Origin of the sequence: Pantoea sp. EKM101V (genome assembly GCF_011800325.1) — a bacterium.
In the GTDB taxonomy this organism is placed as follows: domain Bacteria; phylum Pseudomonadota; class Gammaproteobacteria; order Enterobacterales; family Enterobacteriaceae; genus Pantoea; species Pantoea anthophila.
Genome location: NZ_JAALFP010000002.1, coordinates 235411 through 249677 on the forward strand (window position 1 = coordinate 235411; position 14267 = coordinate 249677).

At 58.0% G+C, this 14267-nt stretch carries 11 protein-coding genes; 1 reads left to right on the forward strand and 10 read right to left on the reverse strand.

The genetic code is table 11. The features are described from left to right. Positions 1 to 33 precede the first annotated feature (33 nt). Genes mukB through cmoM form a run of 4 tightly spaced genes read right to left on the reverse strand, consistent with a single transcriptional unit; the run spans position 34 to position 7328 of the window. A complete protein-coding gene (gene mukB / locus HFD92_RS05030) occupies positions 34 to 4521 on the reverse strand; it encodes a chromosome partition protein MukB (protein ID WP_167428430.1) in 4488 nt (1495 codons plus the stop codon). Continuing rightward, positions 4518 to 5243 (reverse strand): chromosome partition protein MukE, encoded by a 726-nt coding sequence (gene mukE / locus HFD92_RS05035; RefSeq protein WP_009091092.1) that lies wholly within the window; start codon positions 5241 to 5243, stop codon positions 4518 to 4520. The genes mukB and mukE overlap by 4 nt, the downstream gene beginning before the upstream one ends. Then, positions 5224 to 6546, reverse strand: a complete 1323-nt coding sequence (gene mukF, locus HFD92_RS05040; protein WP_009091093.1) for a chromosome partition protein MukF — start codon at positions 6544 to 6546, stop codon at positions 5224 to 5226. The genes mukE and mukF overlap by 20 nt, the downstream gene beginning before the upstream one ends. Next, complete coding sequence (gene cmoM, locus HFD92_RS05045) at positions 6543 to 7328, reverse strand: tRNA uridine 5-oxyacetic acid(34) methyltransferase CmoM (RefSeq protein ID WP_058957450.1); 786 nt, start codon at positions 7326 to 7328, stop codon at positions 6543 to 6545. Before cmoM ends, mukF begins: the two co-directional genes overlap by 4 nt. Before the next feature lie 125 nt (positions 7329 to 7453). Between cmoM and elyC the strand changes: the two genes are divergently transcribed. Further along, complete coding sequence (gene elyC / locus HFD92_RS05050) at positions 7454 to 8239, forward strand: envelope biogenesis factor ElyC (RefSeq protein WP_167428508.1); 786 nt, start codon at positions 7454 to 7456, stop codon at positions 8237 to 8239. On the opposite strand, the gene HFD92_RS05055 is transcribed toward elyC, so the two are convergent. From HFD92_RS05055 to msbA, 6 genes are all read right to left on the reverse strand, one after another. Beyond that, positions 8219 to 9112 carry a hypothetical protein gene (locus tag HFD92_RS05055; RefSeq protein WP_167428431.1) on the reverse strand — a complete coding sequence of 298 codons (894 nt, stop codon included), beginning with the start codon at positions 9110 to 9112 and terminating at the stop codon, positions 8219 to 8221. The genes elyC and HFD92_RS05055 overlap by 21 nt on opposite strands. A 111-nt stretch (positions 9113 to 9223) precedes the next feature. Beyond that, on the reverse strand, positions 9224 to 9973 hold the full coding sequence (gene kdsB, locus HFD92_RS05060; RefSeq protein WP_009091099.1) for a 3-deoxy-manno-octulosonate cytidylyltransferase: 750 nt from the start codon (positions 9971 to 9973) through the stop codon (positions 9224 to 9226). Beyond that, positions 9970 to 10152, reverse strand: coding sequence for a Trm112 family protein (locus HFD92_RS05065; protein ID WP_009091101.1), 183 nt, complete (start codon positions 10150 to 10152; stop codon positions 9970 to 9972). Before HFD92_RS05065 ends, kdsB begins: the two co-directional genes overlap by 4 nt. Positions 10153 to 10256: 104 nt before the next feature. Further along, positions 10257 to 11471 carry a winged helix-turn-helix domain-containing protein gene (locus tag HFD92_RS05070; RefSeq protein WP_167428432.1) on the reverse strand — a complete coding sequence of 405 codons (1215 nt, stop codon included), beginning with the start codon at positions 11469 to 11471 and terminating at the stop codon, positions 10257 to 10259. A 40-nt stretch (positions 11472 to 11511) separates the two neighbouring features. Then, complete coding sequence (gene lpxK, locus HFD92_RS05075; protein ID WP_167428433.1) at positions 11512 to 12498, reverse strand: tetraacyldisaccharide 4'-kinase; 987 nt, start codon at positions 12496 to 12498, stop codon at positions 11512 to 11514. Continuing rightward, positions 12495 to 14243, reverse strand: a complete 1749-nt coding sequence (msbA, locus tag HFD92_RS05080; RefSeq protein WP_046101523.1) for a lipid A ABC transporter ATP-binding protein/permease MsbA — start codon at positions 14241 to 14243, stop codon at positions 12495 to 12497. Before msbA ends, lpxK begins: the two co-directional genes overlap by 4 nt. Positions 14244 to 14267 lie beyond the last annotated feature (24 nt).

The following is a 14267-nucleotide window of genomic DNA, read 5'->3' on the forward strand; positions in this document are numbered from 1 at the left end:
CGTTTCCAGATTAACCAATGGTTCGGTTTTTGACTACGTCTCAGCCTGAGATTTTTCAGTGGTCAGATCGGGCAGAGCGGCCTCCCCGCTCCCGGCACGAGTGGGCACGGGATCGGCCGCAAATCCACGCAGGCCGACAACATGCACGTGCTCGGTGTTGTTAAACACCTTACGCACCAGTTTGTAGGTCGTGCCTTTCTCCGGGCTGATGTTCTCCGGCGCAGCAATCACCAGCTGCATCTCCAGACGTTCACATAGCTCAAACAGCGTGGCGATAGAGCGGGCATCCAGACGAGCCGCCTCATCCAGGAACAGCAGGCGGCAAGGTGAGATATCCTTGCCTCGCAGACGGCGGGACTCCTCTTCCCAGCTCTGCACGACCATCACCAGAATCGACATCCCGGTACCGATCGCTTCGCCGGTTGAGAGTGCGCCACTTTCTGCACGCAGCCAGCCATCCGAACCACGGTTAACTTCCACCTCCATCTCCAGATAGTTGCGGTAGTCCAGCAGCTCCTCACCGATAGTCTGCGGCGTCCGCTGACCCATATCGATATGCGGGTTCAGACGCTGATAGAGCTTCGCCAGCGCCTCTGAGAAGGTCAGACGGTTACTGTTGAAGAGGTCCTGATGCTGCTCATGCTCTTCCGACAGCGTATCCAGCAGCATGGCATGGGTTTCGCGAACGTTAACGTTGAGACGTACGCTGCGCACCTGACCAAAGCTGACGGTCTGCAGGCCCTGATTCAGCTGACGGATACGGTTCTGTTCACGCTGAATGGTTTTACGGATAATGTTCGCCGCACTGCGAGAACTGATGGCCAGCATCTGCTCACGCGCGGTCAGCTCTTCCGTCAGGCGATTCAGCTCAATCTCCATCTGCTCAATCGCTTCCACCGGATCGTCAGTCCGGATAATGTCCTGACGAATACGCTCACGCAGATGCTGATAAACGGCGATAAAGAACTGAATTTTACGTTCCGGACGTTTCGGATCTTCTGACAGCCGCAGCACGTCGCGCAGATGCTCATTGTCCGCCACCGCCAGACGCAGCGCACCCAGCGCCTTATCCGACATCGAACGCAGTTCATCGCCACTCATGTAGGCGAGTTCACGACGATGCAGACGGCGCTCCACGCCATTCTCTTTGACCAGACGCAGCACCGTGCACCAGCCCGCTTTCGCGCTGACCACCTGTTCACGCACCTGATGATACTGGCGTTCCAGCTGGCGCAGTCGCTTCTGCAGATTATCCATCTCCGCTTCGCAGAAGGTCAGCTGTTTCTCCAGCTGATTCCGGCGTGCGCGGTTGTGGCTCAGTGCGGTATAAAGCTCATCGCGACGCGCCCGCGCCCGCGCTTCTGCGCTGCTGTCCGCATGGACGCCAATCGTCTGCATCTCCTGCTGCAGCTCTTTCAGCATGTCGCGCTTGGCATCCCAGGCGCTTTTCAGCGAGGCCAGCAGCTGAGCATATTGGGTCAGCTGTGCCTGATGTTCACGCAGACGTTCACGGCAGCGGCTGCGCTCGCCTTCAGCCTGCTCCAGGCGCTGACGCAGTTTGTCGCTGAGGTCATTGTTGCCACTGAGCATGCTGGCTGAATCGTCATAACTGAAGTGAGCACGACGCTGCACCACCTCGGTCAGGGCAAATGCCTGCTGACGGGCGTTGCGCTGCTGCTGCTGCGCCTGCTGATAGTCCGCCTGCAGCTGTTCGTGCTGTTCCGGGTCGCTCTGCAGAACCGCGATGATCGGTTCCAGTTTCGCCAGCTTAGCACCATGCTGATGCAGGAAGCGCGCCGCATCCTGAGCGGCATCAACCTGCTCACGAATCTCTTCGCAGCGATCGGCCAGGGTGTCATCCAGCAGCAGATTAACGCGCGGCAGCAGGCGGTTTAACTGCGATACGCCCTCTTTCGCCAGCTCATACTGCTGACGCTGCTGCTGATTGTTACTTTCATGCTGATTCAGTGCCCGCTCCAGCTCCCCGCGGCGCGCGCCCAGCTGACGAATCTGCGCTTCCGGGTCGGCATCAAAGGCGACGGCCAGATGACTGCCGATAAAGCGACTGAAGGACTGATGCAGACGCTGCGTTTTCTGCACATCGAACGACAGGGTCGCATAGCGTTCCGCCAGCTTGTCGCGCTCCAGATGCAGCAGCTCAAGCTGATTTTCACGCGCCGCGCGGCCAAACAGCGGTATTTTCGGGAAGCGGGAGTAGCGCCACTGACGCTCAGCCACTTTTACCACGACCGCATTCTGCAGCTCATCAACACTGAAGACGCTGTCGTCGAATGACTGCGGATCGCCCTCGATCAGATAGAGATCTTCCGGACACTCTTCCAGTCCGTCCAGCAACTCGCGCACTCGTGAAAGATCAGGTACAACAATCGCGTGACGTGACGGGCCATAGAGCGCCGAGAAGTACGGCGCATCGTCCAGGGTCACATCATCATAAATCTCTGACAGCAGCACGCCGCCAAAACGTTCTGCCAGCTGGGTCAGACGCGCATCCTCAGCACCGCCCGGCTGACTGAGCCGTTCAATCTGCTGCTCGATGTCACGTTTACGTGCTGCCACCTCGTCGCGCTCGACGGTGGTTTCACGCTCCTGTTCCAGCAGTTGCTGCATGTACTCGGTGACATCCTGGCTGCTGTTCAGCGCCTGGCCGGTCTGTTCGCTGAGCTGCGTCAGGATCTCCTGGGCGGCGAGCCAGTGCGGCGCGCGCGCCGTCAGGCCTGTAATACGTTCACGCAGCTGTTCGAGCTCCTGGCGCATCTTCATGCGCTGCTCACCCGCGTCCGCCACGCTGCTGTTCAGCTGTTCGATCTGCGCTTCCAGCTCCTGCTGCAGGCCAGCCAGCGCATCCGCGTCGTAGTGCTGCCCCTGACGCTTGCAGAACTCGGCCAGCAGACGCTCAGCCTCATGCTGCTCGCGCAGCCGCTGTTCCAGTTCATTTAGACGCAGACGCAGCGAGGAGAGCTGTTCGGCGTGATGGCGCTGATTGCTGGCATCCCGCAGCAGTTCGCGGCCGGTTTGCCAGGCATCCTGACGACTCACCTCACCGGCGATGCTGGTCACCAGCGCCAGCGCCTGTTCAAACTGACTGTGCGCCGCTTCCGCCACGCTCAGCTTCTGCTCAAGACGCAGCAGGTGCTCTGTCGCCTCCTCCTCTTTAGCCTGGAAGCTCTCCTGCCATTCGGCTGCATTGTCGATGCTCAGGTCGGGCAACTGGCAAAGGGTGCGGGCGCGCTCCAGTGCCTGCAGTGCCTGCTGATACTGAATGGCGCGGGTTTGCTGCACGTCGAGCGCCTGCTGGAAATCAGCCAGCTGACTTTTCAGCTCATCCACTTCCAGCTCAGCCGCTTCAGCCCGCGCTTCGTTCTCTTCCTGAATCTCACGCGCTTCGGCCACCACTTCGGTCTGCTCTTCCAGCCGCAGCGTCAGGTCTTCGATATCGGCATCGTAGCGTTCAATCTTCTCCTGCTGACGCATAGCCGTCTGCACAAGGTTAAGGTGATCGCTGGCGGACTGATAATCGACTTCGAGATCGTTTTCGGCGCCGCTGTGCTCAGCCAGTTCGCGCGCCATTTCAACATGACGATACTGCTCGGTGGCGAGTTGCTTGCGGCTGCTGAACAGTTCATTGCGCAGCTGTAACGCGCTGTCGAGATGAACCCGACGCTCGTTAGCATGGCGCATGTAGTCAGCCGAAACGTAACTGGTCGCCTCAGAGATCAGGTGTTTAAACAGATCGCGATCGGACTGAGTTACGCGGATTGCCTCCAGCGTCATGCGGTTCTCGCGCAGTGCGGCTTCCATATCCTGGAAGGCTTTGCGCACGCCGCTGTTTTCAGGCAGCAGGTAATCACGCAGCGATCGAGTAATCGCACTGGAGATACCGCCGTAGAGCGAGGCTTCAATCAGGCGATAAAACTTGCTGCGATCGCTGGCGGAGCGCAGACGACGCGGCACCACGCCCAGATCAAACATCATGGCGTGATAGTCAGTGACCGAGTTATAGGCGCGGAACTGTACCCCTTCCTGCGCCTCAACCCGCTCTTTCACCTCATTCAGCGGCAACACGCGCGCCTGACGGCTGTTCAGCACTTCAGTCAGCATGTCGGTCGGATTGGTGTCGGCAGGCAGACCGTGGATACTGAATGGCTTGATGTCCACCTTTTTATCCCGGCCGGCGACCTGCTGCAGGCGAACACCCACCACCACACGCTGGTGGCGTGAGTTCACCACATCCAGCATGGAGTAGCAGACGCCGGCGCGCAGTTTGCCGTGCAGGCCTTTATCGCGCGACCCGGAGGTCGCACCCGCTTCGGTGGTATTACGGAAGTGCAGCAGCGTCAGATCGGGGATCAGCGCGGTGACAAAAGCCGCCATCGTGGTGGACTTACCGGCCCCGTTACCGCCTGACAGCGTGGTAACTAATTCATCAAGATCAAAGGTGCGGGCAAAAAAGCCGTTCCAGTTGATCAGCGTAAGCGAACGAAACTTTCCGCGCTCAATCATGCCTGTTCTTCCTCTGCGTTCTCACTCGCGTCGCTCTCCTGCCCGTCACCTTCATCGGTGTCGACCGGTGCAGTGGCGTTTTCCAGTAGCATCGCTTCCCCGTCACGAATCAGACGAAGCTGCGCTTCACGAGCATCATCCCCGCCGCGCACGTCAGCGCCAAAGCGGAACACCGATTCCGTGATGCGGAATTTGCTGCTGTCGTTGCCGAAAAACCACACCATGCCGAGACGGCGCAGACGGCTCAGTGAGGCGCGCACTTTCTCCTGCAGCTTGGTGCGGTCCAGATCCGACCCGGTTGAACGCTGATTCACCAGCTTCAGCAGCCGGTTCTCGTCCGCCAGCGAGAGCAGTTCATCGTAGAGCTCCTGCTGGGTGAAAATCCCTTCATTGGCCAGCCGTTCCGGGCTGAGATAGAGATAGCAGAGAATTTTCCCGACCATCATATCCAGCTCAGAGAGTACCGAGCGCGGGATCAGCGTGGTTGAACGCGGACGCAGATAGAAGAAACCTTCCGGCGCGCGGATTAACTCCACATGATAGCGGCTGTAAAACTCTTCGAGAAACGACTGGTAGTCCATCAGAAAAGCGTGGTTATCCAGCTCTTCAATACCGATGTGGCGTCCCGCGCGTAACTGGCTGTCCAGCGCGGGGAAAATCGGGTTGGCCAGTGCCTGTGCCAGCTTAACCGGCATCACTTGTTCAATATTTGTCGATGACATGTGCCTGCACCTTGGCTCCGTAATCATTGATGGCTTGCCATTCCACAGGCAAGCCGGCTAAATCGGCTTCCGCTACGCCAAGACGCACCGCCTGGTCCACCACAATGCGCGCCAGATCGAAATGACGGGCGCGGGGATACTGGGCCAGGTAGTCGCGCATTACTGACGCGAGGTTGAGCGGTTTTTGTTGCAACTTGTAGACCTGCAGCGCTTCTTCAATCATGGCTGCCAGCTGTTCGCGGATTTCGTTGATCTCTTCGTACTCCATCTCCGGCGGCAGTTCGCCCATGACTTCGTCGTTACGCAGCGTCAGGGCCTCATCGCGCATGTCATAGAGACGGTCGGCGTTGGCATAGGTCAGCGCCCACGGCGCGTCGAAGTAATTCTGAACCGATACCCGCAGACGCTGCGCAAAGACGCGGTTTTTATCCATGTCGATGGCAGTACGAATAAATTTATGGACGTGGCGGTCGTAGCCGATCCAGAGGTCAATCGCCTGCTGGCCCCAGCTGGTGATTCGGTCAAGTTTGCTCTGCAGATCAAACACCAGCTTGTCGACAAACCCGAGATCCGGGCTGTTCAGCGTGGCATCCTGAATGCGTAACAGGTTTTCCTGCAGCTTGTCACCCGCGGCTTCGAGCGTATCCTGCAGTTCGCGCAGGGTTCCCGAGGTCTCTGAAAGCAGCATTTCGCAGCTGGAGATAGCCGCGCGCCAGTCTTTGTTCAGCAGCTCGGCGATATCGTTTTTAACCGCCTGCTGCTGCTCATCCATCAGACGCTGGGTCATATCGATGCTGTCGAATATCTCTGCCACCGAATATTTCAGCGGCGCGAAAACATTTCGGTGCCAGTGAAACTCATCGCCATTTTCCTGGGCGGCATCGGCGGCCCGCTTCAGCTCACTGGCCACAATGGAGAGCTGCATCGACAGGCGCAGGGTCGAAAACTCCCGCTGACGGATGTAGTAGTCGGTGATACCGATCGCCAGCGGCGTCAGGCGATAGATGGCGTTGCCTTCGGTGAGTTCACTGGTAAAGCGGTTGAGCAGGCGCTGTCGCACCATGTCATTGATGGCGTTATTGGCGCGAACCAGCACGGTTTCATGGGTTTGTTCAAACGCTTTACTGACGTGACGGAAAGCATCAATCAGATCGCCTTCGCTCATTTCGCCGTCCATCCGCTCCCCGTTGAGGGTGGCGATAGCCAGCAAAAAGGCCAGCCGTTCCACTGGCAGCGCAAGGGAAAAGTCATTTTTGCGCGCCCAGGATACCAGTTCAGGTACCGTCTGGGAAAATTCACTCATAATTCGTCCTTCTGCCCGGGTTTACGCGCGGTCACGTGGATGTAACGCCCTAAGCTTAAAAAGGGTTCCTGACGGCAGTAACGCCGCTCCATCTCAATAATTTCGTCGTCGCTTTTGGGCTCGCCCTTTGGCGGTTTCATGTAGTCGCTGAAAACCCGGATACCGGCACGCCGCTCAATCACAAAGCCACAGGCCTCCAGCCAGCGATAAACCTGATCGGGATCGCGGGGATAGTCAGGCGATAGCGTGCGCTTTTTGCGTTTGGTCAGGTTGGTGCGCAGATAGCCAAAGTTGCCCAGCGTTAAGGTGCGCAGTGTCAGGCCGTGCAGATTGTAAAACATCAGTGACATGACCCCACCCGGACGCAGCACATCATACAACGCTTTCAGCACCGCCTCCGGTTCGGCGACCCACTCAAGCACAGCGTGGAACAATACCAGATCCACCGGCTTATCCAAATGTTCACCCACCTGCTGGGCGCTAATTTGTCTGAATTGCATGTTGTGGCTCACACCCTGCGCCGTGGCATTTTCTTCCGCCCGGCGCAGCATCTCACCGGAGAGATCGCACAGCAGCACCTGATGGCCCTGCGCCGCCAGACCGCTGGAGACCTGGCCGATTCCGCCACCCGCATCCAGCACGGAGAGCGGGTGTGGCGACAGGCCTGGCAGGATCATCGCCAGCTCATCATGGAGAATGGCCTGGCGTATCCGTCCTTTGGTGGTGCCGTAAATATTTTGCGAAAATTTATCCGCGAGATCGTCAAAGTTACGATCCTGCATGGCATGCGCTCCGGTATGCTGCGGTAAGACTTGTGCTATTTTGTCACAGGCACCAGAAGAATGAACCTTTCATCCCCATCTTCCCTTCCGGGTGCTCTATTTTCGGACAACAGGACGCGTTTTTGATGTTATTTACCCTGAAAAAAGTGACTGGCGGGCTGCTTTTACCCCTGCCGTTTCTGCTTTTGCTGATGGCATTGGGCATTTTACTGCTTTGGCTGACTGACTGGCAGAAAAGCGGTAAAACCGTGATCTCTGTCAGCTGGCTGTTACTGCTGCTTCTGAGTCTGCAACCGCTGGCCGACGGCCTGCTGTTGCCGCTGGATAGCCGTTATCCGACCTGGAACGGCACCCGTGAGGTGGACTATATCGTCGTGCTGGGCGGAGGCTACACGTTCAATCCGGCATGGGCGCCGAGCTCAAACCTGCTGAACAACAGCCTGCCGCGCGTGGCAGAAGGAGTGCGTCAGTGGCAACGCAATCCGCAATCGACCCTGATTTTCACCGGCGCCGCAGGCGGTACCAATCCGAAGAGCAGCGCCTGGGTCGCGGCACAGGTAGCCGAAAGTTTGGGTGTTCCCCCGGCACATATTCAGCTTCTCGATCAGCCGCGCGATACGGCGGATGAGGCGCAGGCGGTGAAAGGCGTGGTGGGTGAACATCCATTCCTGCTGGTCACATCCGCGAATCATATGCCGCGGGCAATACGTTTTTTCCACGCTGTCGGATTGCAGCCGATTGCCGCACCTGCCAACCAGCTGGCAATTACCTCACCGCTGAATGGATGGGAGCGGGCGATACCCTCCCCGATCTGGCTGAGTCACAGCGAACGGGCGGTGTATGAAACGCTTGGCGCACTATTACAGCGGCTGAAAGGAGAGAAACCGGACTCAGCCGAGCCAGGGAAGTAGCTGCGCGCAGGCATGGTCAAAACGGGGACGATTAAAGGTGCCGGTCTGGATCAGCTGGTCGACGCAGTCCCACACCTGATAAACCCAACGACGCCAGACAAAGCCTTCTGAAACCGGTGCCCGCTGCAGATAGCTGTGCAGCAGCGCTGTTTCAGCCGGAGAGTCATCCAGATGGATGAGATCAATCTCACGCGGTGCCCAGAGGAGCGGGCCGGGCTGGGTCATCGCGATTAGCTGATCGCTGCGGCTGTTTTTCAGCATGCTTTGCAGCCGGACGTTGCCATGCACCATTACGCAGGGATCGTCAAAGCCGCGGAACAGATGCGCCAGTCGCGCCCGGCAGCGAAACAGAATCTGGCGATCTTCCAGCATCAAAGCCGCTGGTCGCAGATAATTCAGCGTCGCCCACAGCACCTCAATCCGCTGAGCATACCAGGCGGGCCAGCGATTCTGCTGAGTGCTGTCCACCGTACCCACCAGCCCATGGCTGTCGAGCCGATGCCAGGCAAGCAGCCCCTCGACTACCTGCTCACAAAACTGCTGCCAGCGCTGAGCATCCCGCGCCGGGGCCTCCGCCGTCACGCCATTGAGTCGCGCCAGCAGAAGCATTTCATGAACCGGAGGACGCTGGCTCATCACCAGACCATACACGACTGGCACCGCAATCCGTCCGGCCTGACCAAGCAACGTCAGCTTTTTCGCTTCTATCGCTGCCCGGCCCTGATGACGAAAATATTTTGCCACGACCGGCATAGGGAGGCCTTCCCGATCGTATAGCGCATAAAGTCGGGTGGGCGGCTGTTCGCTGATGATTTCGAGGCGGCTGATCGTTTCCCCCAGCGCCAGCGTGAGTTCCGATTTAAGCTCTTCCATGCGGCATCCTCCTCAGATGAGTATCACAATATCCTGAAGGAAGTGTTGGCGATAAGTTTAGTGGCGGATCAATAAGGTTGTGCGGAAACGGGGAGACAGGCTCCCCGATAATCAGGCCTGCATGGCCTCGCGGACACGTTGCAGATCGTCTGGCGTGTCTACCCCCACGCTGGGAATAGTTTGCGCAACAGCAACATGAATTTTCTCGCCGTACCATAACACCCGCAGCTGTTCGAGCAGCTCAATCTGCTCCAGCGGACAAGGTGCCCAGGCAACATAGCGGCGGATAAAACCGGCACGATAGGCGTAAATACCAATGTGGCGCAGCAGCGTGTCACCAATCTGGTCGCGTGACGCAGCATAGCGTTCACGATCCCAGGGGATAGTCGCCCGTGAAAAATAGAGCGCGTAACCCTGCGCATCCATGACCACTTTCACCGCATTGGGATTAAACGCTTCCTCCGCATCCGTGATGGGTACGGCCAGCGTCGCCATGCCCGCGGCCGACCCCGCCAGATTATTCGCCACCTGACGCACAATCTCTGCCGGAATCATCGGTTCGTCGCCCTGCACGTTGACGATGATTTCATCATCAGCAAACTGATACTTTTCGATCACTTCCGCCAGCCGCTCTGTGCCGGACTGATGATCGGCGCGCGTCATGCAGACTTCGCCGCCTGCCGCTTCCACGGCCTGCGCCACATCGGGATGATCGGTGGCCACAATGACCCGGCTGGCACCCGACTCGCGGGCGCGCTCCATCACATGCACCACCATCGGTTTACCATGAATATCGAGCAGCGGCTTGCCGGGTAAGCGGGTTGACGCATAACGTGCAGGAATGATGGCGGTGAAACTCATGGATGAATCTCTTCAACAGAGAGCGTACGGGCTTCTGTTTCCAGCAGTACCGGAATCCCCTCTCTGACCGGGAAGGCCAGGCCATCGGGTTTGCAGATCAGCTCCTGCTGAGCATTGTTAAAGTAGAGTTTGCCATTACAGACCGGGCAGGCAACGATTTCGAGTAAACGATGATCCATATGTCCTCCATCAGGGAGCAAATGCTTAAGGGGTAAAGCATACCATAGCCCGCTTCATGCGGGATGGGGTAAAACGTTCTCTGCGGCAGCTGCCGCAAAAGAGATTATGTCAGTGTCCACAGCGCAGGCCAGCAATCGCTAAGGGCCTCTGGCATGTTGAGGATGACAACGCTCTCTGCACCCTGCCATGCAGCGAAACGTTCAATCGCGCGCCGGATATCCACGACAAAGCGTGCCGTCACACGAGTCTTCTCTTCAAGCCAGATATTTTTAATTTCCAGCTGTTTAGCCTTGCGCAGCATGCGGGCATCCAGCCGGCCTTTCAGCTGGCCGCGATGAAGTATCGGCAGCACAAAATAGCCAAATTTCCGTTTTTCTGCCGGGGTATAGCACTCGATACGATAGTCAAAGCTGAACAGCTCCAGCGCACGTTTGCGATCCCAGACCATCGGATCAAACGGCGACAACAGCGCGCTGTGCGTCGCCTGCAGCGGGGTCTCCAGTAACGGCAGCAGGTCCCGGTGAAGCCACATCGCCCCCAGCCCTTCCGTGTTGACGGCCACCAGTTCTCCGGCTGCCTGCGCCTCCGCGATAAACGCGTTCAGTGGTGCCCGTTTCAGACGGTAGTAATCGGCCAGCCAGGCAGTGCGAAAGAGACCCAGACTGCGGGCACTGTTCAGCAACATCTGGTGGATGGCTTCCGCTTCGCTGATGCCATGGATGGCATCCTGCCAGTCAGGCATCACGCGGCTTCGCAGGTCATAGACACGCTGAAAATTGCGGCGTTCGGTAACCATCAGTTCACCGGCGCTGAAGAGATTTTCCAGATGGCGCTTATGCGGTTTCCATGCCCACCATCCCGATTTGGGGTTATCAGCATGGCTGAAGTCGGCGGCCCGTACCGGCCCCTTCTCCCTGATCTGCTGCAGGAGATCGGCTATCTCCTGCTGATGCTCAGCAACCCACTGCGCATTATATTTCCAGCCCAGCCGCTCCGGCGACAGCATGCGATGACGCAGAAGCCGGTAATCGTCGCGGGGAATAAAGCAGGCTTCGTGCGCCCAGTATTCAAACAGCTCCCCCTCAGCCAGCACCTGTTCCAGCCAGCGCTGTGGAAAGTCACCAAGACGGCTGAAAAGCACCAGATAGGGACTGCGGGCTACCACATGGATCGTATCAATCTGCAGCAGCGACATGCGGGAGATGCACGCGATCAGATCCTGATAGACCGCGCGCTTTGCGGGGGCGCGCAGCAGGCCCTGGGCAGCAAGATGAAGGTGACGGGCCTGCTGTAACGAAAGTGAATGCGTGGTGTTCATTCTTTTCCTTATCAGGCCTCACCTGAATGCGCATTGGGGGTCAGGACATGCGGCGGCTGAGCTGTTCTATATCGTCCAGTAAGGGCGTCACGGCCTGGCCGGATAACCGGGCATCTACCGGCAGATACCACCACGACGGCTGGGCAAACGGGCGGCATTTCACCGCATCTTTTTCGGTCATCAGCAGTTGCTGGCCCGGCTGCAGTAGGCGGGTCAGCTCATCTTCGCTGTAGGCGTGATGATCGGCAAAGGCGACTTCTGCCAGCGGCGTCATACCCTGCTGCTTCAGCGTGTTGAAAAAGCGGGGCGGATGACCAATACCGGCCATCGCCACCACTGCCTCCAGCTGCTGCAACGGACAGGTTTCGCCGGTCAGCAAATTAGTGGCCAGGCCAGGCTGGAGATGCATGGCAATCTCGCCGGCCAGTGCATCGCCGCCGTTGATGATTACCGCATCAACCTGCTGCAGACGACTGGCACGTTCGCGCATCGGACCGGCGGGCAACCACCAGCCATTACCGAAGCGACGCAGGCCGTCCACCACCACAATTTCCCGGTCGCGCTGCAGAGCGTAATGCTGCAGGCCATCATCCGTGATAATGACATCCAGCGGGCCCTGCTGCAGTAACGCCTCAATCGCCTGTTGACGCCGGGGGGCGACCGCGACCGGTGCCCCGGTGCGCTGGGCAATCAGGACCGGTTCATCCCCGGCCTGATCGGTGCCGGTCTGGGTGGTCACCCGCAGAGGATAGTGATCCGCCTTGCCGCCATATCCCCTGGAGACGACCCCCACACGCAGGCCGCGCTGCTGCAGCGCCTCAACCAGCCAGATCACCACCGGCGTTTTTCCATTGCCGCCAGCGGTTAAGTTACCCACCACCACAACCGGCAAGGGCGCACGCCAGCTTTTTCGCCAGCCCCGGCGGTAACTGAAACGTATCAGAGCCGTAATCGCCCCATACAGCAGGCTTAATGGCCAGAGCAGAAGCCACAGCGGTGAGCGACCACTCCAGATACGTTCAATCATTGGCCGAATTGCATTTTGTGCAGCTGGGCATAGGCACCACGTTCAGCCAGCAGCACCTGATGCGTTCCGCGTTCAACGATCTGACCATCTTCAATCACCACAATCTCATCCGCTTTTTCAATCGTGGAGAGTCGATGCGCAATTACCAGCGAGGTGCGGTTCTTCTGCAACTCATCCAGGGCTGACTGAATCGCACGTTCGGACTCGGTATCCAGAGCTGAGGTCGCTTCATCGAGGATCAGAATCGGACAATCGCGCAGCAGGGCACGGGCGATGGCAATACGCTGACGCTGGCCGCCAGACAGCAGTACGCCATTCTCACCAATGACCGTATCCAGGCCTTTATCCATTTTATTGATAAAGTCCATGGCGTGCGCCATGGTCGCTGCCCGTTCGATCTCTTCACGGCTGTATTGCTCACTGCGCGCATAGGCGATGTTATTGGCAATCGTGTCGTTGAAAAGATGCACATTCTGCGACACCAGCGCCACCTGATTACGCAGCGAACGCAGGGTGTACTCACGCAGGTCAAAACCGTCCAGCAGAATTTCACCCTGCTGGATGTCATAAAAGCGGGTCAGCAGGCTCGCCATCGTGGACTTACCGGAGCCGGAACGGCCCACCAGCGCGACCGTTTTTCCGGCGGGCAGCGACAGATTGATATTGCGCAGTGCCGGGACTTCACGGCCCGGATAGGTAAAGGTCACGTCGCGGAACTCAATATCGCCTTTGGCGCGGGTAATTTCGCGGGTGCCATTGTCCACTTCCTGTTCACTGTCCAGAATGGAGAACAGGGTCTGACAGGCTGCCATGCCGCGCTGGAACTGGGCATTGACGTTGGTCAGAGACTTAAGCGGGCGCATCAGAGCAATCATCGAAGAGAAGACCACGGTGATGGTGCCAGCGGTCAGGGTATCCATGACGCTCGGGAAACTGGCGGCGTAAAGAACAAAAGCCAGGGCCAGAGAGGCGATCAGCTGAATCACCGGATCGGAAATAGAGGAGGCTGAGACCAGCTTCATTCCCTGCTGACGCATACGGTTACTGACGCGGTTAAAGCGCTCTGACTCAATTTCCTGACCGCCAAAAATCAGTACCTCTTTATGTCCTTTCAGCATCTGCTCGGCGCTGGTGGTCACCTGCCCCATGGTGTTCTGCATACTTTTGCTGATTGAACGGAAGCGCTTAGAAACGGTGCGTATGGCAAAGGAGACGATAGGTGCCAGCACGATCAGGATTAACGACAGCTGCCAGCTGTAGTAGAACATCATGATAAACAGGCCAATAATCGACGCCCCTTCACGCACCACGGTGACCAGCGCACCGGAAGAGGAGGAGGCGACCTGTTCAGAGTCATAGGTGATGCGCGACAGCAGGGTGCCGGTCGACTGCTGGTCAAAAAACGAAACCGGCATGCCCATCATATGGCTGAACAGGCGACGGCGAATATTCATCACGACATTGCCGGAAACCCAGGAGATGCAGTAGCTGGAGATATAGCTGGTTACGCCACGTACCAGCATCAGGCCGATCACCACCAACGGCATCCACAGCATCACTGACCGGTCGGCTTTACCAAAACCATCATCCAGTAACGGTTTCAACAGGGAGAGCATTAAGGCGTCGCCCGCAGCATTAATAATCAGGGCGACAGAGGCCACAATTAATCCCGCTTTATTTGGCGCGATCATCGGCCAGAGTCGGCGGAACGTCTGCCACGTAGAGAGATCTTTATCTTGATGCATTATTTATTCACGCTGTTGGAAATA